17 protein-coding genes are annotated in these 21,542 nt (G+C 72.0%); 11 read left to right on the forward strand and 6 right to left on the reverse strand.

Features of this window, described 5'->3' with window-relative positions; all coding sequences use genetic code 11:
- Window positions 1-3 precede the first annotated feature (3 nt).
- Window positions 4-657: a tRNA (adenosine(37)-N6)-threonylcarbamoyltransferase complex dimerization subunit type 1 TsaB gene (gene tsaB / locus IPQ09_10700; protein ID MBL0194672.1), complete on the forward strand. Its 654-nt coding sequence runs from the start codon at window positions 4-6 to the stop codon at window positions 655-657.
- 91 nt (window positions 658-748) lie between these two features.
- On the opposite strand, the gene IPQ09_10705 is transcribed toward tsaB, so the two are convergent.
- Together IPQ09_10705 and IPQ09_10710 are read right to left on the reverse strand one after the other, a co-directional pair.
- Window positions 749-1,576, reverse strand: coding sequence for a hypothetical protein (locus IPQ09_10705; protein MBL0194673.1), 828 nt, complete (start codon window positions 1,574-1,576; stop codon window positions 749-751).
- Between the two features lie 173 nt (window positions 1,577-1,749).
- Complete coding sequence (locus tag IPQ09_10710) at window positions 1,750-2,412, reverse strand: hypothetical protein (protein ID MBL0194674.1); 663 nt, start codon at window positions 2,410-2,412, stop codon at window positions 1,750-1,752.
- Between the two features lie 126 nt (window positions 2,413-2,538).
- Between IPQ09_10710 and lon the strand changes: the two genes are divergently transcribed.
- Both lon and IPQ09_10720 read left to right on the forward strand, forming a co-directional pair.
- On the forward strand, window positions 2,539-4,899 hold the full coding sequence (gene lon / locus IPQ09_10715; protein MBL0194675.1) for an endopeptidase La: 2,361 nt from the start codon (window positions 2,539-2,541) through the stop codon (window positions 4,897-4,899).
- Window positions 4,896-7,220 (forward strand): hypothetical protein, encoded by a 2,325-nt coding sequence (locus tag IPQ09_10720; protein MBL0194676.1) that lies wholly within the window; start codon window positions 4,896-4,898, stop codon window positions 7,218-7,220. The genes lon and IPQ09_10720 overlap by 4 nt, the downstream gene beginning before the upstream one ends.
- 91 nt (window positions 7,221-7,311) lie before the next feature.
- Here the strand turns inward: IPQ09_10720 and IPQ09_10725 are convergent, their stop codons facing one another.
- The gene (locus IPQ09_10725) at window positions 7,312-8,994 is read right to left on the reverse strand and encodes a protein kinase (GenBank protein ID MBL0194677.1); all 1,683 of its coding nucleotides are present in this window, start codon (window positions 8,992-8,994) and stop codon (window positions 7,312-7,314) included.
- A 167-nt stretch (window positions 8,995-9,161) separates the two neighbouring features.
- Entirely contained in the window at window positions 9,162-10,100 is a 939-nt protein-coding gene (locus IPQ09_10730) for an SDR family oxidoreductase (protein ID MBL0194678.1), read from the reverse strand.
- Between the two features lie 251 nt (window positions 10,101-10,351).
- On the opposite strand from IPQ09_10730, the gene IPQ09_10735 reads away from it, so the two are divergent.
- Complete coding sequence (locus IPQ09_10735; GenBank protein MBL0194679.1) at window positions 10,352-11,233, forward strand: hypothetical protein; 882 nt, start codon at window positions 10,352-10,354, stop codon at window positions 11,231-11,233.
- A 72-nt stretch (window positions 11,234-11,305) separates the two neighbouring features.
- On the opposite strand, the gene IPQ09_10740 is transcribed toward IPQ09_10735, so the two are convergent.
- Window positions 11,306-13,711, reverse strand: coding sequence for a DEAD/DEAH box helicase (locus tag IPQ09_10740; GenBank protein MBL0194680.1), 2,406 nt, complete (start codon window positions 13,709-13,711; stop codon window positions 11,306-11,308).
- A 253-nt stretch (window positions 13,712-13,964) separates the two neighbouring features.
- Between IPQ09_10740 and lspA the strand changes: the two genes are divergently transcribed.
- The 5 genes from lspA to IPQ09_10765 all read left to right on the forward strand — a co-directional run bounded on the left by lspA (window position 13,965) and on the right by IPQ09_10765 (window position 18,862).
- A complete protein-coding gene (gene lspA, locus IPQ09_10745; protein ID MBL0194681.1) occupies window positions 13,965-14,882 on the forward strand; it encodes a signal peptidase II in 918 nt (305 codons plus the stop codon).
- Complete coding sequence (locus IPQ09_10750) at window positions 14,879-15,817, forward strand: prolipoprotein diacylglyceryl transferase (GenBank protein ID MBL0194682.1); 939 nt, start codon at window positions 14,879-14,881, stop codon at window positions 15,815-15,817. The genes lspA and IPQ09_10750 overlap by 4 nt, the downstream gene beginning before the upstream one ends.
- Window positions 15,818-15,859: 42 nt before the next feature.
- Entirely contained in the window at window positions 15,860-16,738 is an 879-nt protein-coding gene (gene folD / locus IPQ09_10755; protein MBL0194683.1) for a bifunctional methylenetetrahydrofolate dehydrogenase/methenyltetrahydrofolate cyclohydrolase FolD, read from the forward strand.
- Between the two features lie 83 nt (window positions 16,739-16,821).
- On the forward strand, window positions 16,822-17,799 hold the full coding sequence (cysK, locus tag IPQ09_10760; protein ID MBL0194684.1) for a cysteine synthase A: 978 nt from the start codon (window positions 16,822-16,824) through the stop codon (window positions 17,797-17,799).
- Window positions 17,800-17,974: 175 nt separating this feature from the next.
- Window positions 17,975-18,862: a serine acetyltransferase gene (locus tag IPQ09_10765; GenBank protein ID MBL0194685.1), complete on the forward strand. Its 888-nt coding sequence runs from the start codon at window positions 17,975-17,977 to the stop codon at window positions 18,860-18,862.
- Window position 18,863: 1 nt separating this feature from the next.
- Here IPQ09_10765 and IPQ09_10770 read toward each other — a convergent pair whose 3' ends face one another.
- Window positions 18,864-19,652, reverse strand: a complete 789-nt coding sequence (locus IPQ09_10770) for a GNAT family N-acetyltransferase (protein MBL0194686.1) — start codon at window positions 19,650-19,652, stop codon at window positions 18,864-18,866.
- 79 nt (window positions 19,653-19,731) lie between these two features.
- On the opposite strand from IPQ09_10770, the gene IPQ09_10775 reads away from it, so the two are divergent.
- Window positions 19,732-20,628 carry a DUF455 family protein gene (locus tag IPQ09_10775; protein ID MBL0194687.1) on the forward strand — a complete coding sequence of 299 codons (897 nt, stop codon included), beginning with the start codon at window positions 19,732-19,734 and terminating at the stop codon, window positions 20,626-20,628.
- Window positions 20,625-21,503 carry a hypothetical protein gene (locus tag IPQ09_10780; GenBank protein MBL0194688.1) on the forward strand — a complete coding sequence of 293 codons (879 nt, stop codon included), beginning with the start codon at window positions 20,625-20,627 and terminating at the stop codon, window positions 21,501-21,503. The genes IPQ09_10775 and IPQ09_10780 overlap by 4 nt, the downstream gene beginning before the upstream one ends.
- Window positions 21,504-21,542: the final 39 nt, after the last annotated feature.

Consider the following 21,542-nt stretch of genomic DNA (forward strand, 5'->3'; position numbering starts at 1 on the left):
GCCGTGCGGAGGCTCGTCGCGATCGACACGGCCACGGCGCTCGGCTCGCTCGCCGTCTTCGAGGACGGTGTGTTGGTCCACGAGGAGGGCCGCCGCGTCTCGAACGCCCACGGCGAGTCGCTGCTGCCCATGCTCGCGAGGGCCCTCGAGGCGCGCGGCCTTGGCCCGGGCGACGTGCACGTGTGGGCCGTCGACGTCGGGCCAGGCTCGTTCACCGGGCTCCGCATCGGCGTATCGACCGTGATGGGCGTCGCGCTCGCGACGGGCGCGGCGCTGGTGGGAGTGTGCTCGCTCGAGGCGCTCCTCGAGCGGGCGGGCGAGGCGTCCGAAGAAGACGCGACGGTGGGGGTGCTGGCGTCCGTGCCGGGCGAGGTCTTCCTCGCGGCGCGAGACCGCGCGGGCGCCCGCGTGCCCCCGACGTGTCTGCGCGTGGGTGAGGTGGCCGCGCTCCTCGCGTCTCACGCGATCGCGCGCCCTCGGTTCGTGGGAGAGGCCGCCGAGGCGCTCCGCGAGCACTTCCCGGGCGCGCCGCTCCTCGTCGACGCGCCGCTGCACCTCCCGACCGCCGCGTCGGTGGGCCGCCTCGCGCTCGCAGGGCGGGGGGATGCGAGCCTCGCGCCGCGCTACCTGAAGCCCCCTTCCATTCACGGCAGGTGACGCGACAAAAAGGTGAAGAGGTGAGCCGCCTCGCGACCCACCTCTCGCCTCGCGCGCCTCGGCGCGCGTTACGCCGCGCGAGGGCGGAGATCTAAAGCTTGCCGGTGCAGATCGCCTTCGCCCCGCCCATCTTGTTGCAGTAGAACTCGAGCGCCATTTCGGTGCCGGGCCCCTGGTACCAGTCGATACGCAGCGAGTGCGTGCCCACGCGGAGGTGAACCGGGCCCGACTTCTCCTGCGTCGGGTGGACACCGTCGTTGTCGACGATCTTCGTGTCGTCGACGTACACGACGCTGCCGTCGTCGGAGCGCGTGGTGAGATCGTAGTCCCCCTCCGTCGCGACCGTGAGGGGCGCCTCGAAGCGGATCGCGAACCACTCGGTGCGCTTCGCCACGCCGGGGAAGCCCTCGGTGAACTGGCGGGTCGGGACGTTGAGCTCCTTCGCGAAGAGGGTGGCCGTGGGCTTGAGCGTGCCCAGATCGGGGAGCTTCTGGCTGTCGGCCGGGATGTCGTAGACGCTGCCGAGGAAGTTCGCCTCTTTCGGGTCACCGGAGCCGAACGGCGTGGGCCCGACGATGACCGGCGGCTCGCCGGGCGGGGTCGTGGGCGGCGTGGTGGGCGGCGTGACCGTGCCGGGCGTGCCCGGAGTGGCCGGCGGAGTGCCCCCCGGCCTGGCGAGGCCGGAGATGCGCCTGGTCGAGAGCGCGCCGAACGAGGTCCGCATGCTGAGTACGCGGGCCGACGGCGCGACGGGGGTCGGGGCGGGGATCTCGGCGGGTGTCGCCGCGCCTGGGGCGGCCGGCGCGGCCGGGGCAGCCGGGGTGGGCGACTGCGCGCCGCCCGTTCCGCCCGCCTGGATCTGACAAGCGACAAGGGCCGCCGAGGCCGTCGCGACGAGGAGCACGATGTGTTTCTTCATGAGAACGTAGCCTCCACCAAGGAAAAGGTGCGCGACGACGATCGCGCGTCCCCGTTCGACGGGGCACGGCCCGCCGCGATGCAATTCTCGCACGGGGAATGCCGCTGCGAGTCAGAAAATGCGCGCAGGAAGACACACCCGGGGCGACCCGCGCGAAGCCGATGTCGTCTCGGTCAGTCGAAATCTTCGATCTTCCACAGCCCGCGCTCGCGGACGAGCTGGAGAGTGCCGGCGCCGTACGGCATGGTCGCGCGGTCGCCGGTCTCCTCGATCGAGGCGGTCGGGAGGGCCTGCTTCAGCGCCGTGAGGACGTGGAGCATCTCCTCCTTGTCGGGGCCCTCCCACGCCTTCTTGAGGCGCTCCGCGTCGAAGCCCTCGCGGTGCGCGTCGGGGATGTAGCGGAGCACCACGTCGAAGCGTCGCCGCTCGAGGGCGCGGACGAAGCCCATGACCACGTGCTTGGGGGTGTCTTGAGCGTAGAAGTCGAGGCTCGCGGGGTCGAGCTTCCATTTGCCGTTCTCCAGCACGAGCACGAGCTGCTCGCCGTCCCCGCCGGTCACGGTGGCGGTGACGAGCGGAGCCGAGGTCGGTCGCGCGAGCGCGCGCCCAATCTCCCGGGCTTCGTCGGGGTTGTCCTTCATGATGCGCCGGAACGCCTCGAGGGAGATCCCGCGCCGCGCGTCGTCGCTGAGGAGGCGGTACGCGTCGTCGGAACGTCCCTGCTCGAGCGCCGTGGCGTAGGCTCGCAGCACGCTCTGCGGGTCCTCCGCGCGAGGCGCGCCGCATGCGCTGGCGAGCAGCGCGAACGCGAGGACGACCGAGGCTGTGCGGACCATCGCCCATAGCACTACCACCAACGCGCGCCCGCTTCGAGCGCAACCGCTGACCGGGCGCTCGCGTCGGGCTTCTCCCTTGGCGGCGTTTCGCGATAGCTTCCAGCGACATCCCTGAGGAGACGCCCCTTGTCGCAAGACCCACGGTTCGAGATCGAAAGCCTCCCCATCCTGCCGCTCCGGAACAGCGTGGTCTTCCCGGCGAGCGTGGTGCCTATCAACGTGGGGCGCGCGCGGAGCGTCCGCCTCGTGGAGGACCTGCTAGGGCAAGAGCGAGCGATCGTGGGGATCGTGAGCCAGCGAGACTCGTCGATCGACGAGCCCACCTTCGACGACCTCTTCGAGGTGGGCACCGTGGCGCGGGTCGTGAAGGTGATCCGCCTCGGGCCCTCGAACTACTCGGTCGTGCTCCACGGCCTGTCGCGGCTGCGCCTCGTCGGGCGCTCCGGCATCGAGCCCTACATGCGCGCGAAGGTGCGCCGCATCTCCGAGGACCTCGAGCGCGACGCGGAGCTCGATCGGCTGTCGAACCGCCTCCGCGACGGTACGCGCGAGCTGCTCGGCCTCATGCCGAACCTCCCCAAGGAGACGCAGGGCGTGCTCGACAACGTGCGCGAGGCGGGCAGCCTGGCCGACCTCATCACGTCGAACCTGAGCTCGGAGCAGGCGAGCGTGCTGGACAAACAGGCCATCCTCGAGACCTTCGCCGTGCGCGATCGTGTCCTCGCCGTGAGCCAGATCGTGCAGCGCCAGCTCGAGCTCTTTCGCGTGCGCCGCGAGGTGTCGAGCATGGTGGCCGACGAGGGGAAGAGCCAGCGCGAGCAGATCCTGCGCCAGCAAATGCGGAGTATCCGGGAGGAGCTGGGCGAGGGCGAGGACGACGAGATCGAAGACCTCCGTGAGAAGGTGCGCGTGGCCCAGCTGCCCGAGGACGCCCTCAAGATCGCGAAGAAGCAGCTCGGTCGCCTCGGCGGCATGCACCAGCAGTCCGCCGAGTTCAACGTCACCCGGACGTACGTCGAGTGGCTGGCGGACCTGCCGTGGCAGAAGACCACGACCGACAAGCTCGACGTCGAAGACTGCCGGCGGTGCCTCGACGAGGACCACTTCGGGCTCGACAAGGTGAAGCGCCGCATCGTCGAGTACATGGCCGTGCGCAAGCTGCGGAGCGACAAAAAGGGGCCGATCTTGTGCTTCGTGGGGCCGCCGGGCGTAGGGAAGACCTCCCTCGGGCGGAGCATCGCGCGGAGCATGGGGCGGCGCTACCACCGCATCGCCCTCGGCGGCGTGCGCGACGAGGCGGAGATCCGCGGCCACCGGCGCACGTACGTCGGCGCGCTCCCCGGACGCATCATCCAGGGGCTCAAGAAGGTAGGCGTCAAGAACCCGGTCTTCGTGCTCGACGAGATCGACAAGATGGGCGTGGACGTCGCGGGCGATCCCGCGTCGGCGCTGCTCGAGGTGCTGGACCCGGCGCAGAACAACGCCTTCCAAGACCACTACATCGACACGCCGTTCGATCTGTCGCAGGTCACGTTCATCGCCACGGCCAACAACCCCGACACCATCCCCGGACCGCTGTGGGACCGCCTCGAGGTCATCGAGGTGCCCGGCTACACGCTCGCCGAGAAGCGAAACATCGCCCGTGAGTTCCTCTGCCCGAAGCAGCTCTCGTCGCACGGCCTCACGGACGAGCGCCTCGAGTTCGACGCGACCGGCATCGCCTCGCTCATCGACAACTACACGCGCGAGGCGGGCGTTCGCGGGCTCGAGCGCCAGATCGGCAGCGTGTGCCGTCACGTCGCCATGAAGCTCGCCGAGGGGGAGGACGTGCGCGTCGTGGCCGACGCCGCGCGCGTGCAGGAGATCCTCGGGGCGCCCAAGTACGTGCCCGACCTCGCGGAGCGCACGAGCGCTCCGGGGGTCGTGACAGGCCTCGCGTGGACGCCGTCCGGCGGCGACGTGCTCTTCATCGAGGCGACGAAGATGTCGGGGCGCGGCGAGATCGCCGTCACGGGCAACCTGAAGAGCGTGATGCAGGAGTCGGCGGCCGCGGCGATGTCGTTCGTGCGCAGCCGCGCGAAGGACCTCGGCCTCGACCCCGAGTTCCTGCGTACGATCGATCTCCACCTCCACGTGCCGAAGGGCGGCACTCCGAAGGACGGCCCCTCGGCGGGCGTCACGATGTTCACCGCCGTCGCCTCGCTGCTGCTGCACGCGGCCGTGAAGCGCGAGGTCGCGATGACCGGAGAGATCACGCTCCGCGGGAACGTGCTGCCCGTAGGCGGCATCAAGGAGAAGCTCCTCGCCGCCCACCGCGCGGGCATCACGGAGGTGCTCATCCCGAGCCAGAACGAGCGCGACCTCGGCGACGTGCCGAAGGACGTGCTCGCCGACTTGAAGATCCACTTGATAAAGCGAATTGACGAAATTCTCCCGCTCGTCCTCGAGCCGCCCGCTCCGGCGGAGGAGGTCGCGGAAGAGCCGTGAGCTTTCGCGGTGCGCTCCCGGCAGCGCGGCGCTGGCTCGCGACGCCCGTCGGGGTCGGCGCGCTCGCGGTCGGTGCGCTCGGTGTGCTCGTGGGCTTCGTGCCGCTGTTCGGCGGCGTGGGCTACGAGCACGATCTCGCGGCCGGTCTCTTCTGCCCGAGCGTCGCCGCGATCGCGGTCGGACGCGAGTCGTCCCGCGCGCCGGGCGGCGAACCGCTGCGCCACGTGGTCCGGGGCCTCTCCGTCGGGCTGCTGTACGCGCTGCTCACGCTCGCTCTCGCGCTCGGGCACGGGCTCCGTTTGCGCGCCTGCGATCCCGTCGGCGGGGTCACGGTCTACGCTCTCACTGCGGGGGCCGGGACCGTGATGGGCGGGGCTTGGGGCGCGCTCGTCGGGGAGCTCGCGCGAGGCCGTCGCCGCGGGCGGCTCGCGTGCGCGACGTTGGGGATCGCCCTGCCGCTCGCGACCGCGCTCTTCTCGTTCGGGCGCTTCGTTCGGTCGCCGATGATCTTCGCCTACGACCCGTTCGTCGGGTTCTTCAGCGGCACGCTGTACGACACCGTCGTCGACGCGGGCACACCGCTGCTCGTCTATCGGCTGGGCTCCCTCGCCACGCTCACCGCCCTGCTGACGCTCGCCACGCTCCTCCGTCGGGCCGAGTCGGGTCGGCTCGCATGGGCCCCCCGCGGCGCGACGCTGCTCCACGAGCGGGCCATCGTCGCCGCCTCCGCCGCGGCCGCGAGCCTCTGGATCACCGCGAGCGGCAGCGAGCTTGGGCACTACCAGTCGCGCGAGACCGTCGCGGCGGCGCTCGGGGGCGCGCTGACGGGCGCGCGGTGCGATATCGTGTTCCCGAGCTCGCTCGCCCCCGAGGAGTCCGCGCTGCTGAGCCAAGACTGCGAGGAGCAGCTCGCCGCGGTCGAGGCTCGGCTCGGCGCGCGCGGCCCGGCGAAGATCACAGCGTTCTTCTTCCGTGACGCCGGGGAGAAGCGTCGCTTGATGGGTGCAGAGCACACGTACATCGCGAAGCCCTGGCGCGAAGAGGTGTATCTCCAGCTCGACAAGTACCCGCACCCGGTGCTCGGCCACGAGCTCGCGCACGTGGTCGCCGGCGCGTTCGGGCAGGGACCGTTTCGGGTGGCCGGATCGTTCTACGGGCTCGTGCCGAACCCTGGGCTGATCGAGGGGATCGCGGTAGCCGCCTCGCCGGACGACGATGACGTCACCGACCTCGCGTGGGCGAAGACCATGATGGATCTCGGTATCTTGCCGCCCATGCAGCGCGTCTTCTCGCTCGCGTTCCTCGGGGAGGCGTCGGCGAAGAGCTACACCCTGGCCGGGGCGTTTGTCGGCCACATCCTCGACACGTACGGAGCGAACGCGGTGCGCGCCTGGTACGGGGGCGCGTCCCTCGAGCAGGTGACGTCCGCCTCGTGGGAGGCGCTCGACGCAGCCTTCCGCGCGCGCCTCGCGACGATCGCGGTGGCGCCGGAGGCGGCGGCGATCGCGAGGGCTCGCTTCGACCGCCCGTCGCTCTTCGGTCGCCGCTGCCCGCACGTGGTCGACGCGCTCCGCCGCAAAGCGGACGGCTGCCGCGACGCTCGCCAGGTCGACGAGGCGCTCGCTGCGTACGCCGCGGTTCTTCGGGAGGATGCCCGTGACGTACCCTCACAGATCTCAGTGGCGTACCTGCAGCGCCGCTACCGCGACGCGGCGGCGGGCCGCGCCGCGCTCGATCGCCTCGCGGGCGACGCGTCATTGCCCATCGTGCACCGCGATCGGGCCGCCGAGGCGCTGGCCGACACCGACTTCTTGGACGGCGCGTACGAAGACGCCGCGCGACGCTACACAGAGCTCGCTGCGCGCTCCCTCGCCGAGGACCACGCCCGCACGCTCGAGGTGAAGGCGCTCGCCGCCCGCAGCGCCGACCTCCGCCGCCCGGTCGGACTGCTCTTGCTCGGGGACGGTGCCCGCGCGCCCGATCCGTTCGTGGCGGCGCTGGCCCTCGGTGCTGCGCTCGAGGCGCGCCCCGAGGATGCGGTGCTGTACTACCTCGCGGGTCGCAACCAGATTCAGCGCGCCTTCTACCCGCAGGGCATCGAATTGCTCGAGCGAGCGCTCTTCCTCGGCACGCTCCCGTCGCCCAGGCTCGTGCGCGAGGCCCTGTGGCAGCTCGCGGTGGCGGCCTGCGCGACAGACAACAAGCGGGTCGCCCAGCGGACGCGCGCGGCGATCGTGGACGGCGCCTCGCCGTTCCACCCTGGTGGTCGTCGCGACGCGGCGCTCGGGCTCCTCGGGCGATGCGCGGCGGGGCGACCGTAGCGCCCTAGAGGGAAAATTGCCTTAACTACCGAAGCGTTAGCGTGCCCTTTCGCGAGCGACCGGGGTCGCGCGCGAGAGGCTCACGAGACGATCAAGGGACCGGCTTGGGGTCGGCGGGCTTGGGGTCGGCGGGCTTGGGGTCGGCGGGCTTGGGGTCGGCGGGCTTGGGGTCGGCGGGCTTGGGGTCGGCGGGCTTGGGGTCGGCGGGCTTGGGGTCGGCGGGCTTGGGGTCGGCGGGCTTGGGATCGGCTGGCTCCGCTGGCTTGTCGGGCGCCTTCGCGCCCGCGTCGGCGCCTGACCGCGAGGCCGCGTCCGCACCGCCGTCACGGTGCCGCCGCACCAGGCCGGCGCCGTTGAGCCGGGGGAGCCCCGCGTCGTCGATGTCGCCGAAGTCGATGCTGTTGTCGCCCGTGGGCGGCGGCGCGGGCGTCGACGCCTCGAGGTCGACCGAGGGCGCGGGCGAGAGGACCGAGGCCGACGGAGCGGCGGTCACGGACGCGCTCCCCGTGGGGACCACGGGCGGGACGTTGTTGGCGTCGATGCGCTTCGAGACGATGACGGCGGTGGTCGCGGCCACGATGGCGACGCCGACGAGCGCGGCACCGAAGAGCGCGTTGCGGCGCCTGCTCGCGGCGCCTACGGCGTCCTGCGTGCCTGGCTCGGTCGTCGAAGCCGAGGTGGAGGTCGACCGGGACGTGGCCGAGGAGGAGAGCGTGGTGTTGCCCGCTTGGGGCTGGACCGAGGCAGACGATTCGGAAGGCGGCGCGATCGAGGGGGCGTGCGAGATGCGGGCGGGGTTCAGCGTGGTGTAGGCGCCCGAGCCCCCGGCGTTGCTGAAGCCCCCGGGCCCTTCGAGGTCGGAGCTCGGCGGCGGCGGCATGCTGAGCTGCCCGCCCTGGAACGCGGCCTGCCGCAGCGCGTGTTGCATGGCCTTGGCGCTCGTCCAGCGGTTCGCCTTGTCGAACGCGATCGCCTTGTCGACCACGTCGACGATGGCCTTGGGCGTGGCCGGCGCCGCGACGGCGAGCGACCGGGCCGGGGTCGTCGCCGTGAGGATCATGATCTCGTTCGGCGTGCTCGCGTTGTGCACGATCTCGCCGCAGATGAGCGCGAACATGGTCGAGCCCACGGACCACACGTCGGACTGGGCGTCGATCTCTTCGATGCGGCCGCGCGCCTGCTCGGGCGGCATGAACGCCGGTGTGCCCAGCAGCGTGCCGTCGTTCGTGGAGAAGGCGGAGGGCGCGGTCGCGTCGCGGAGGCGCGCGATGCCAAAGTCGAGGACCTTCACCAGCCGGTCCTTCGTGAGGAAGATGTTCTCCGGCTTGATGTCCCGGTGGACGACCCCCACCGCGTGGGCGGCGACGAGCACGTCGAGGAGCGCGTCCATCACCAGGATGGCGTCTTTCAGAGGGAGGCGCCCGCCGAGGCGGTTCGCCCGCGCGTCCGCGGTCTCGCCCTCGAGCAGCTCCATCACGAGGAACACCGAGCCGTCCTCGGCGATGTCGTCGTCGAGCACACGCACCACGCCCGGGTGGTTCACCGTGTTCGCGACGTAGCCCTCGCGGCGGAAGCGCGCGGTGAGCGCCGGATCCATCGACATGGTCGGGTGGAGCATCTTGAGCGCCACGCGGGAGCCGTTGCGGTGCGTCGCCGAGTACACGGCGGCCATCCCTCCGGTGCCAAGGAGGGCCTCAACCTTCCACTTCTCCTTGACCATCATGCCGACGCGTCGTTCGACGAAGTCGACAAACGATCCGCGCGGGTTACTCATGGGGGCACTTCGGAGTCATACAAAGACCAACCACCACGGTACCAACTTCCCGTGGGGCTGGACACGCTTTTTGCCCCGCCGCGGAAAGAAAGCGAAGGGCCGCGTGTGCGCTGCAAGCGTTGGGAAACACGAGGGTTTCGCCTGCGGCAACGCCAGGGGCGCGGCGCTCAGGCCGTGGGGGCGAGCGATTCCACGAGCGCCGCGAGCCCGTCGCGCATGGTCACCCGAGGTGCGTAGCCGAGATCGCGGCGAGCGCGCCCGATGTCCGCGAGCGAGTCCCGGACGTCGCCCGCGCGGGGCTCGGCGTGCGTGACGGTGAGGGGCTTGCCCGACACGTCGGAGAGCGTCGCGGCGAGCTCGAGGAGGGTGGTGCGCACGCCGCAGGCGACGTTGTAGGCCTGCCCGGAGGCCACGGCAGCGGGCGCCGTGCTGGCGAGGAGGTTCGCGGCGACCACGTCGTCCACGAAGACGAAGTCGCGGGTCTGCTGGCCGTCGCCGTAGATCCGCAGCTCGGCGCCGCGAAGGATCCGGTCGGCGAAGATGCTGATGACGCCCGAGTAAGCGGAGCCTGGATCCTGGCGCGGGCCGAAGACGTTGAAGTAGCGGAGCGACACGGTCTCGAGGCCGTAGAGGTGCGCGAAGGCGCGGAGGTACTGCTCGCCCGCGATCTTTTCGACGCCGTAAGGGGAGACCGGCTCCGGGCGCATGCCCTCGTGCTTGGGGAGCGTGGGCTCTTCGCCGTACACCGCGGCCGAGCACGCGAAGACCATGCGGCGAGCGCCCGCGTCGCGCGCCGCGAGCGCCACGTTCAGCGTGCCGAGGACGTTCACCGCGTGGGTCTCGCGGGGGTGCTCGACCGAGTACGGGACGCTGACGATCGCCGCCTCGTGGAACACCACGTCGACGCCCTCGGCGGCGCGCGCGCAGGCGGACTCGTCGCGCACGTCGCCCACCTGGAGCTCGACGTCGCGCGCGATGGTCGCCAGGTTCTCCCGGTGGCCGCTGGTGAGGTTGTCGAGCACTCGCACGCTGTGGCCCTCGCGGACCAGGCGCTCGGCGATGTGCGATCCGATGAACCCCGCGCCTCCTGTCACCAGCACCTTCATGCCGTGCTCCCTTCGGTCGCGTGGCATAGGCACGCCGCTCGCCTGCGGCTCGCTTGCATGTTCATGGCGCCACCTCGCCTTCGGCTCGGGGTCGCCATAGACCTACGTTCGCCGCTTCGGGGCTCACTTGGCGGTTCATCGCTTCCTTTGTATCGCGAGGACGGACCCGGAAACGAGCGAAACGCGCCGACGTCGCGAAACGGCGAGGAGCACATTGACGGGGCCGTCCGGCCGGGAAATGCTCCGCGCCCATGAGCACCGACGCGATCGCGCTCCTTCGGCCCCGCGACTTCCAAGCGCTCGCGCCGTTCCTCGATCTCGACGAGGACAGCGAAGAGAGCGACGGCCTCTACGCCGACCTCCTCGCGGACGGCGCGGTGCTCGTCCACACGTTCCAGCCTTACGAGGCCTTCGCCGCCGACCCACGCGTGGGGCGCGCGTGGCTCGCCCAGTTCGGTGAGAGTCTGCCCCTCGTGCACGACGATCCGCGCGGCGTGCTCTTCTTCCCCGACGACCTCGAGCCGGACGCGACGAGCTACGCGGCGGTGGTGGAGGCCATCGAGGAGGGCGGCGTGTGGATCGCGCCTGGCGCGCCCGCCGAGCCCGGCGAGCCCGGCCACCTGCTCGAGAAGCTCGCGGCCTCGCTCCAGTTCGGCGCGAGCCCGCACGACCTCGCGACCGCGGTGAGCGCCATGCAGAAGAGCGTGTTCGACGCGCTCGGCCTCGGAGCGCTCGGCGGGGACGACGACGACGACGAGGTCGGGCTCGTGGTCCTCCTCCGCAGCGCGGCTTCGGTCGCCGCGAAGCTCGACCTCGACGGCTTCGCGCTCGGCGACGTCGCGGCGCTCCAGGACGGCACGGCCGTCGTCTCCACCGTGTACACACCCCTCGCGCACGACCTCGTGGCGCTGCGGCTCGCCGAAGACCTCCCCGCGCTCACCGCCGGCCCCGTGGACCCGCGCGGTGTGCTCGCGTGCAGCACGAGCGATCTCGACGCGCTGGCCGAGGCGCGCACGTACGACGAGGCGCTCCAGGCGCTGGGCGACCGGGCGGTGTTCCTCGACCTGGCCGCCGCGCGCGCGCTGCCCGACGCGGAGAAGGCGCGCCTGCGGAGCTTGGGCGAAGAGGGGTGAACGACCGGGACTGCGCCCGGTCTGAAGGCCGGGGCAGGGAAATTCTGGGGTGGCCGCCTTGGGCTGGTCGAGCTACCCCAGCATCTTCCCCAACAAAAACAACGATGTAGCCTTGCGCGCCCCGTCGCTCGTGGGGCCCACGCACGAGGGGCAGCCGGCCTCGCACGGGCAGCCCGCGACCAGCCGCTCGGCGCGGAAGAGCAGCTCGGCGCGGTTCTGCCAGATTCGCTCGGAGAGGCCTGTGCCGCCCGGGATGTGCTCGTGCACGAACAGCGTCGGATCGTAGCCCGGTCGCGGCCCGCCGCGCGCGGCCTGGGGGGGCGCGCGCGGAGCGTCGTGCTCGCCGCCGGCCTCGCCGTCGTCGAGGCCCGTGTCGCCGAGCGTCGTTCCTAGATCGCGCGGATCGCACATGAGCGCCAGCGTGGAGACCAGCTCGAGCGCGACGCCCACGCCCCGGAGCCCGTCGATCGCCTGCGCCCGCCCGCCGGCGACCTCGGCGGCGAGCCCCTCGGGCACCGAGAGCCAGAACGAGGTCGTGTGCATCTGCATTTCGGGGAGCCGCACCTCGCCGTAGCCCGTGTTCTCGTGCGTGTGAAACTTGATTTTCTTGTATCCTACAACCTTCTCGACCACGCTCACCTCGCCGTGGCCGGCGCGGAAGCCAGCGTCGGCGGCGCCGTCGTCGCGGTCCGCGGCGCCGCGCTTACCGAGCGGGCCGAGCGGGCCGAGCGGGCCATGCGCGGTCTCCTCGATGACGGCGATCTGCACGTGGGTCATGGCGTCGGTGAAGTAGTCGGGCTCGACCTTCCGCACGTACGCCTTGTGGTTGTCGTAGTCGAAGCGCTCGACCTGCCAACACTCGCCGTCGTGTTGGTAGATGGCCTGCTCGTGCACCATCGTGTGGGCGCCACGGAAATCGATCTCGGCGAGCACCGCGTCGTGCTCGGCGTCGATGATGACGACGTTGTCCCAGCTCACCGAGCGGAGCGACACGTGGTTGGCGGGGTAGGCGTCGGCCGCCCAGTGGAAGGTGCCCTTGGCCTCGTGGAGCACGTGGTGCTGCGCGAGGAAGCGCAGCGCCTCGCGGGTGTCGTCGGCGGGCAGGGGACCGAACGCCTCGCCGGCCTTGAAGGGCAGCTCGAACGCCGCACACTTCAGGTGCTGCACGAGGATCTCGGCGTTCTCGGGGTCGATGCGCGCCTCCTCGATCGGCGCGCCGAACAGGAACGCGGGCTCCCTCGCGAGGTACTGGTCGAGCGGCGCGCTCGAGGTCACGAGCACGCACACGCTGCCCGCGCCCCGCCGGCCCGCGCGGCCGAACCGCTGCCACACCGCCGCGATGCTCCCCGGGTAGCCGGCGCACACCACCGCGTCGAGATCGCCCACGTCGATGCCGAGCTCGAGGGCGTTCGTGGCCACCACGCAGAGCACCTCGCCCTCGCGGAGCTTGCGCTCGATCTCGCGTCGCCGCTCGGGCAGGTAGCCGCCGCGGTAGCCCATGATGGCCTGGGGATCGAGCTCGCCCGCCACGCGCTCGCGGAGGTAGCGGAGCATGACCTCCACGTTGTTGCGCGACTGCCCGAACACGATGGTGGGCACCCGCGCGCGGACAAGATCGGTCGCGAGCTTCACGGCCTGCTTCACGTAGCTCGCGCGGACGCCGAGCTCCGCGTTCACGACCGGCGGGTTGTAGACGAAGAAGCGCCGATCGCCGTGGGGCGCGCCGCTCTCTGTGAGGGCCACGACGTCGTCTTCCTCGAGCCCGAAGAGGCGGGCCGCGTGCTCGCGCGGGTTGCCGATTGTGGCCGTCGCGCCGATGAGTCGCGGCCGCGCGCCGTGGAAGTGGGCCACGCGCAGCAGCCTGCGCAGCACGTTCGCCACGTGCGAGCCGAAGACGCCCTTGTAGGTGTGGAGCTCGTCGACCACCACGTACTCGAGGCTCTGGAAGGTGCGCGCCCAGGCGGTGTGGTGCGGCAAGATGCCCGCGTGGAGCATGTCCGGGTTCGTGAGGACGATGCCCGAGCGCTCACGCGCCGCGCGCCGCGCGTCGCCCGGGGTGTCCCCGTCGTAGACCACGGCAGGCACGTCGATGCCCGCGTCTCGCGCGAGCTCGCGGAGGCCGGCCTCCTGGTCTCGCGCCAGGGCCTTTGTAGGATACAAGTAAATCGCGCGGGCGCCCGGGCGCTTCACCATCGCGTCGAGCACGGGCAGGTGAAAGCAGAAGCTCTTGCCGCTGGCGGTGGGCGTGGCCACGACCAGGCCACGCGGTCCGTCCTCGCGAGCTCCTTGGTGAGCGAGCGCGAACGCTTCGGCCTGGTGCGCGTAGAGCTGGTCGATGCCGCGCTTCGCGAGCGCGCGCACGAGGCCCGGCGCGAGGTCGGCGGGGACCGCGCGGAGGTGGGCCTCGCGAGGGCCCCGGGCCTCGTCGGCCGTGATGCATGGGCGCACCGCGCGGCTCGCGAGCCACCGCGCGAGCACGGCGTCGACGCCGCGATCGTCGTGTGCCCAAGGGGAAGAGGGGCGGGGGAGGTCGGCCGAGGTCACGCTGAACAAAAAAGCAGGAGGGGGGCGGCGGCGCAAGTCGGCGCGCTCGCGCGGCCGCGAAAAGCCAGCCCGCGGGGCTGGGTAGTAGCGACTTCAGGCGAACTGGCGTACATGGGGGGCCTCGCGTCGCGCGCAGATGCGCGTCGCGCTCGGTGGCCTCCCGCCGCTCTCGTCCCTCGATTTCCTCATGAACGACGCCGCTCCCGAACCGACCGAAGAGACCGCACCCGCGGGGCTCGCCCCCTCCGTGCTTGCCAGCTCCGCGGTCGCCCCCCCCGCGGTCGAGCCGGCGCCGGCCCCTCCCGCCCCGCCGGAGCCCGCGCGGCTCGCCCCGGACGAGCCCCGCTTGGCGCCGCCGCAGTTCACAGCGAAGAAGATCGCCGATCCGCTGGCGGGCCGACCCTCGCGCTCGTTCCTGCTCATCGTCGCGATGGTGTCGCTCGTGGCCGACGTGGCCTCGAAGCTCTGGGCCGAGAAGGCGCTCGACGGCTACCCCGGGTTCGTCACCGTGCTCGAAGAGCACCTCATGTTCATTCTCGCGAAGAACAAGGGCGGGGCGTGGGGCCTGCTTCAGGGTCAGAGCGAGAACGTACGCCGGCCCTTCTTTCTCTTGGTCTCCGTCGCCGCGATCGCCTTCATCATGACGCTCTACCGGCGCCTGACGCCGCGCCAGCACGCGCTCCGCTGGGGGCTCCCGTTGGTGCTCGGCGGCGCCCTCGGGAACGTGTTCGACCGCGTTCGCTACGGTCACGTCATCGACTTCATCGACTACCGGGCCGAGTGGGTGCGCTCGATGAACACGTTCATCGCCAAACACGTGCCCGGCCACTACGTCACCGATCACTGGCCCACGTTCAACGTCGCGGACGTCGCCATCTGCGTGGGGGTCGGGCTCATGGCGGTGGACATGTTCACCGCGCGCCGCGGGCGCGAGCCCGGACCGGCCGCGCTCGTCGCGGCGCCCCTAGTCCCGGCCGCCGATGGCCCCGCGATGGAGGTGGCCCCCACCGAGGCGGCGGCGTCGCCCGAGGCGTCGGCCCACACGTCCGCTCCCGCGTCCCTGAAGCCCTCGTCCGAGGGCGAGGTGGCGAAGGAAGACGCTTGAGACCGGAGCTGTTTCGTCTCTTCGACGTCGGCTTCCCGTCCTACTTCGTCCTCCTCCTGACCGGCTTCGTGTTCGCCACGGCGCTCGGCGTCCTTTGGGCTCGTCGCATCGGCCACAACCCCGACGTCATCGTCGACCTGTCGCTGGCGATGCTCCTCTCGGGCGTCGTCGCCTCGCGCCTGCTCCATGTGGTGGCCGACGGATACTTCATGGATTACGTGCATTTGTGCACCGACCCATCGAAGGTGAGTTGGCCGCTCGAGCGCGCCGAGTGCCTCTCTTCGCGGTACCAGGGCGTGTGGGACGAGGCCGCCCGCACCTGCCACCCGTCGCAGACCGACTGCTTCGCGTGGGCGAAGTTCTGGGCCGGCGGCCTCACGTATTACGGTGGCTTCCTCGGCGCCACGGGCGCGGCGGTCGTGCTGCTCCGCCGCGACAAGTTCCCCTTCTGGAAGGCCGCCGACATGGCCGGCTTCGCGATCCCGATGGGGCTCGCCTTTGGCCGCATGGGCTGCCTGCTGGCTGGCTGCTGCTTCGGGGCGCGCTCCGGCTTGCCGTTCGCGCTCTCGTTCCCGCCACGGAGCCCCGCGAGCGAGGCGCAGGCCAAGCTCGGGGAGCTCGCGTCGGCGCGTGAGTGGAGTCACCCCGTGCACTCTACACAGATTTACGAGAGCGCCTTCTCCCTGGCTATCGCGGCCTTCTGCCTGTTCTACGTGCTCCCTCGCAAGCGCTACGACGGGCAGGTGTTCGTCGCGTTCATGGTGCTCTACCCCGTGGCGCGCTTCCTCGTGGAGATCCTCCGTCGCGACGCGCGCGGCGGCGCCCTCGGGCTGTCGACCTCCCAGCTCATCGGCCTCGGGCTCCTCGCGGCGGCGGCCCTCATCCACAAGGCGCGCGCTCCCGCGCCGCGCCCCGCGGCCGCGTCGAGTGATTGAAAATTCCGCCGTGGTCGGGTCGGGCTGATTTAGCCTGCCGCTATGGCCACCCTCCTGGACGGGAAGAAGATCGCCGAGTCGGTTCGTCTCGCGGTGAAGCACCGCGTCGCCGCGTTCACCGCTTCGGCCGGGCGGCCGCCGGGCCTCGACGTCGTGCTCGTGGGCGACGATCCCGCGAGCCACGTGTACGTGGGCGCGAAGGAGAAGGCCTCGGCCGAGGTGGGCGTGCGAGGCCGGGTCCACCGGCTGCCCGCCGACACCTCGGAGGGGGCGCTGCTCGCGCTGCTCGCCTCGCTCTCGTGCGACGACGCGGTCGACGGGATCCTCGTGCAGCTCCCGCTGCCGAAGCACATCCGCGAGGCGCCGGTGCTCGAGGCGATCTCCCCATGGAAGGACGTCGACGGCTTCCACCCGGAGAACGTGGGCCTCCTCGCGCTCGGCCGTCCGCGGCTCGTGCCGTGCACGCCCCTCGGGTGCATGCGCATCTTGGCGACCGCCGGCGTGGCTGTGGCGGGGCTCCGCGCGGTGGTCGTCGGTCGCAGCAACATCGTCGGGAAGCCTGTCGCTCAGCTGCTGCTCGCCGAGAGCGCCACCGTGACGATCGCGCACTCGCGCACCCGCGACCTCGCCGCCCTGTGCCGCGAGGCCGACCTCCTCGTCGCCGCCGTGGGCAGGCCGGAGCTGCTCACCGGCGAGTACGTGCGCGACGGCGCGGTCGTGCTCGACGTGGGCATCAACCGCGTGCCCCGGCCCGACGAGCCCGGCAAGACGCGCCTCGTCGGCGACGTCCACTTCGCGCAGGCGTCGGAGCGCGCCTCGGCGATCACGCCCGTGCCGGGCGGTCTCGGCCCGATGACCATCGCGTGCCTGCTCGAGAACACAGTGCGGGCTGCGGAGCTGCGCGCGGCCCTGTCGCGGTAGGCTCGACGGCCAAGCTTGCCCGATGTTTTCGTTCGCTATAGTATCGACAGTTCCAGTATAACGAACGACAGCAGGAGGGCACGATGGCGCGCATTTACGAGGACAACTCCCGAAGCATTGGCCGCACACCGCTCGTCGAGCTGCGGCGCCTCGCGAAGGGCGCTGGCGCGCGCGTGCTCGCGAAGATCGAGGGGCGGAACCCCGCGTACTCGGTGAAGTGCCGCATCGGCGCGTCGATGGTGTGGGACGCCGAGGAGCAGGGCCTCCTGCGGCCGGGCGGCGGCATCGTGGAGGCCACGAGCGGCAACACCGGCATCGCCCTCGCGTTCGCCGCGGCCGCGCGTGGGTACCGCTGCGTGCTGGCCATGCCCGACACGATGAGCCTCGAGCGGCGGAAGGTGCTCGTCGCGTTCGGCGCCGAGCTCGTGCTCACGCCGGGCGCGCAGGGCATGAAGGGCGCGATCGCCAAGGCCGAGGAGCTCGCGAAAGCCGACCCGACGCTCCACCTCATGCGCCAGTTCGAGAACCCCGCCAACCCCGCCATTCACGAGAAGACCACGGGCCCCGAGCTGTGGGACGACACCGACGGCGAGCTCGACGCGCTCGTCGCGGGCGTGGGCACGGGTGGCACGATCACGGGCGTCTCCCGCTACTTCAAGCAGACCCGCGGGCGCGCGATCGTCTCGGTCGCCGTCGAGCCGAGCCACTCGCCGGTCATCACGCAGACCCGCGAAGGCAGAGAGCTCGCGCCCGGGCCGCACAAAATCCAGGGGATCGGCGCAGGTTTCGTGCCCAAGAACCTGGACCTCACGCTCGTCGATCGGGTGGAGCAGGTCTCCAACGACGAGGCGATCGCGACGGCGCGCAGGCTCGCGAAGGAGGAGGGCATCCTCTGTGGCATCTCCTGTGGCGCCGCGGCGGCCGCGGCCTTGCGCCTGGCGAACGAGCCCGCGTTCGCCGGGAAGACCGTCGCGGTCATCCTCCCGGACGCGGGCGAGCGCTACCTCTCGGGCGCGCTCTTCGAGGGCATGTTCGACGGTCTCGACAAGGCGACCGGCTAGGGCCAGGCGCCCGGGCGCGACCGGGCCGCGCGGCGAGACCACGAGACCTTTGGCAGCGCGGGGCGGTCGCGCTATGGGGGCTGCGATGTCGCACCCCGAGCTCGATTCGTTCGTCGCGGCCATGGCGCAGAGCTACGCCGGCGATCCTCGCGGTCACCGCCTCAATCGCCGGTACATGCCCTCGAAGGCGGTCGTCGCCGAGATCGTGGAGCTGTGCCTCGAGGTGTTCTTCCCGGGGTACTTCGGGCGGCAAGACCTCACCGACGAGAACCTCACCGAGCACCTCCGCGGGCTCTTCGACGAGCTCCACGCACGCCTCGCGGTCCAGATCGAACAGTGCCTCTGTCACGCCATCGAAGAGGGCGAGGGCGACGGCTCGCGCGCCTACGCCGACTGCGCCGAGTACACCGCGAAGCTCTCGGGGCGGCTGCTCGCGCGGCTCCCGGCGCTCCGCGCGATGCTGCTCGACGACATGCAGGCGGCGCTCGAGGGGGATCCCGCGGCGCACGGGCTCGACGAGGTGATCCTCGCGTACCCCGGCTTCCTCGCCGTGGCGGTGCACCGGGTCGCGCACGAGCTCTACGAGATGGGCGTGCCTCTCATGCCGCGCATGATGAGCGAGTGGGCCCACAGCGTGACGGGGTGCGACATCCACCCGGGCGCGAAGATCGGCCACCGCTTCTTCGTCGACCACGCGACCGGCACGGTCGTCGGCGAGACGAGCGTCATCGGCGACGGGGTGAAGCTCTACCAAGGGGTCACCCTCGGCGCGCTCTCGCACCCACGTGACGCGTCCGGCCGCGTGATCCGCAACGTGCGGCGTCACCCCACCGTCGAGGACGACGTGACCATCTACGCGAACGCCACCGTGCTCGGCGGCACGACCATCGTGGGGCGCGGCAGCGTGATCGGCGGCTCGGTGTTCGTCACGAAGAGCGTCGCGCCGGCGTCGCTGGTCTCTCGCGGCGAGAGGGGGCACTCCTCGCGCCCGCTGCCTGCCACGGGGTCGCCCGCGTCGCCGGACGGGGACGCGGTCCCCGGCGCCCCCGAGTTTGACATCTGACCTATTCTCGAACGTCCGGGCGCCTCGTCGAGGCGGGCTGGCGCTCCCCCTCGGCGCTGACGAGCCCGCGAAGCCGAGAGGCCATCGAGGCGGCCGCCGCGCGCACGATCTCGAGGAGGCCGTCGTGCGGTTCGTGCGCGCGCTCGCCCTCGCGCCCGCCGCCCCTCAACGGGACCGCGAAGCCTAGCGTGGCGGTCTCCTGGGAACCGGCGCGCTCGCGGCGCAGGGCGGGGAGGTCGCCCTCCGAAGGCGGTCCCGCCGCGTCCTCGCTGGCGCTCAGCGTCGCGCCCACGCTGCGGAGGATGCCGAGCATGGGCTGGTTCGTCGCGAGGACCTCCCCGCGAAAGGTGTGCACGCCGCGCGCGAGGGCGGCGCGCGCGAGCTCGACGAGGAGCAGCGCGCCGAGGCCCCGGCCTTGAAACTCGTCGACCACGGTGACGGCGGCTTCGGCGACCGCGGGCGCATCCTTCGCGCGCACGAACCGCGCGACGCCCACGCCGCGCTCGGTCTTCAGGTCGGCCGAGGTCACCGTCGCGGCGATCGCGACGTGGTCGTGCTGGTCGACGTCCGTGAGATAGCGGAGCACGTGCTCGGAGGGCTCGGTCACGACTGAGAAGAACCGCAGGTAGCGGGTGGCCGGTGATAGCCCGCGGAAGGCCTCGCGGAACGCCTCCTTGTCGTCGGCGTGGAGTGGCCGCAGCGTGACCGCGGTCCCGTCTCGCAGCACGCGCCCGACCGACCACGGCTCGCGCTCGAACGGGGCGTCGTCGGGATCGCGGCTCGCGCTCATCCGCTGTACTCTAAGGCCGTGCGCGCGGGAGCACCCACGAAGTTGAGAAGGGTGGCTCGCGCGCGCGAGGGGGCTGGCCGTGCTTGACACGCGCGACGCGGCCGACGCGGCCGCCTGGCCGAGGTCCGGCACGTTGGAGCGCTGGGCGCTCGACTACGTCGCCTCGACAGCGCTCGTCACGAAGCTCGCCCCGCCGTCGCCGCCGACCCGGGCGGAGGCTCTCCGCGCCGAGGCCGACGCGCCGCGGTCCGCGCCCGTTCGCGTTCGCGTTCGCGCGCCCGGGCGCCCCCCCGAGCTTCGGGTTGTGGCCCGCGTGAAGGTCCCCCGGGGGCCGAACGCGGCGCGCGATCCGCGTGCGCGCGCCCACCTGCTGCACACGTTCCACCACCACGAGCTTCAGGCCGCGGAGCTAATGGCCGCCGCGCTCGCGGCGTTCCCCGACGCACCTTGGGCCTTTCGGGTGGGGCTGCTCCGGGTCTTCCACGACGAGGTGCGGCACATGGCGCTCTACCGCGAGCACCTCGGACGGCTCGGCTTCGCCATCGGCGACTTTCCGGTGCGCGACTGGTTCTGGGAGAAGCTCGGCGCCGTGCCCACGCCGCTCGCGTTCGTGGCGGCGCTCGGGGTCGGCTTCGAGGGCGGCAACCTCGACCACTGCGCGCGGTTCGCGGCGGAGCTCGACGCCGTCGGCGACGCGCAGGGCGCGGCGATTGTCCGCCAGGTCGGCGAAGAAGAGATCATGCACGTTCGCTTCGGGCTCTCGTGGTTCGCGCGGTTCTCGGGGCGACCACTCGTCGAGCTCGCGCAGCTCCGCGCGGCGTTGCCGCCGCCGCTCACGCCGAGCGTCATGCGGGGCCCCTCGCTGAACCGGCCGGCGCGACTGCGTGCAGGATACACGGAGCACGTGCTCGACGAGCTGGAGGAGTTCGCCGCGGCGCATCCCACCCGCCTGCCTTCGCCGGTGGTCCGCGCTTGAGCTCGACGGCTCGCGCGCGCGCCTGGGTCATGAACCTCGACGCCAACGAAGAGCTGGCCGGCCGGACGCCGGGGGCGCGCGCCGCCGCCGCACGCGCGCGCGCGGCGCAGGCCCCGGAGCTCGCGTTGCTGGTCGAGGGCGGGGTCGTGCTCGGCGCCGGGCGCGACGACGACGCCCGGGGGCTGGCCGGGCTCGCGTTCTGCCCCACCGCGAGGGCGCTCCGGGCGCTCGCGGCGGCCGGAGCCACACCGCCCAAGGCGCCCTCGATGGACGCGCTGCTCCGCGCCAACCACCGCAGCCTCTCCGCGGCGCTCGGGCAGGGCCTCGAGCACGGCGCGTTCGTGACCGACCTCGCCTCTCTTGGGGAGGTGATGGTCGGTCTCCCGGGCGCTGAGTGGGTCCTCAAGCACCCGTTTGGCTACGTCGGGCGTCTCCGCCTGCGCACGCACGCGCTCGACCACCGCGCGGCCGCGTTCGCCCGGCAATGCCTCACCGAGGCGGGCGGGCTGCAGGTCGAGCCCTGGGTCGAGCGCGTGAGCGACTTCGCGCTGCACGGCTTCGTCGACGAGGGCGGCCGTGTGACGCTCGGTGACCCGACCGCGCAGGTGTGCGACGAGGCCGGCGCCTGGCGCGCGACCTCGCGGGCGCACGACCTCGGCGCCGACGAGGCGGGGCGCCTCGCGCGGGAGGCGGCCGCCTCGGCCGCGGCGCTCCACGCCGTCGGATACTTCGGTCCCTTCGGCGTCGACGGCTTCCGTTATCGGGGGCGGGCTGGAGACGAGCGGCTGAACCTGCGGTGCGAAGTCAACGCGCGCTACACGATGGGGTGGGCGGTCGGCATGGCGGGCCGCCGGCCGGACCTCGAGCGAGCCTGAGCGCGGCCGTTGCCGCGGCAAGGCGCCTCGGCTCGGCGC

Source organism: Myxococcales bacterium, from assembly GCA_016720545.1.
Taxonomy (GTDB): Bacteria; Myxococcota_A; Polyangia; order Polyangiales; family Polyangiaceae; genus JAAFHV01.

What these genes read in the sequence shown, in the direction of transcription:
- IPQ09_10705 (MBL0194673.1), bottom strand. Translation starts at nt 1,576, where the DNA reads ATGAAGAAACACATCGTGCTCCTCGTCGCGACGGCCTCGGCGGCCCTT.
- lspA (MBL0194681.1), top strand. Translation starts at nt 13,965, where the DNA reads ATGAACGACGCCGCTCCCGAACCGACCGAAGAGACCGCACCCGCGGGG.
- IPQ09_10725 (MBL0194677.1), bottom strand. Translation starts at nt 8,994, where the DNA reads ATGAGTAACCCGCGCGGATCGTTTGTCGACTTCGTCGAACGACGCGTC.
- folD (MBL0194683.1), top strand. Translation starts at nt 15,860, where the DNA reads ATGGCCACCCTCCTGGACGGGAAGAAGATCGCCGAGTCGGTTCGTCTC.
- IPQ09_10770 (MBL0194686.1), bottom strand. Translation starts at nt 19,652, where the DNA reads ATGAGCGCGAGCCGCGATCCCGACGACGCCCCGTTCGAGCGCGAGCCG.
- cysK (MBL0194684.1), top strand. Translation starts at nt 16,822, where the DNA reads ATGGCGCGCATTTACGAGGACAACTCCCGAAGCATTGGCCGCACACCG.
- IPQ09_10710 (MBL0194674.1), bottom strand. Translation starts at nt 2,412, where the DNA reads ATGGTCCGCACAGCCTCGGTCGTCCTCGCGTTCGCGCTGCTCGCCAGC.
- IPQ09_10735 (MBL0194679.1), top strand. Translation starts at nt 10,352, where the DNA reads ATGAGCACCGACGCGATCGCGCTCCTTCGGCCCCGCGACTTCCAAGCG.
- IPQ09_10730 (MBL0194678.1), bottom strand. Translation starts at nt 10,100, where the DNA reads ATGAAGGTGCTGGTGACAGGAGGCGCGGGGTTCATCGGATCGCACATC.
- IPQ09_10765 (MBL0194685.1), top strand. Translation starts at nt 17,975, where the DNA reads ATGCCCTCGAAGGCGGTCGTCGCCGAGATCGTGGAGCTGTGCCTCGAG.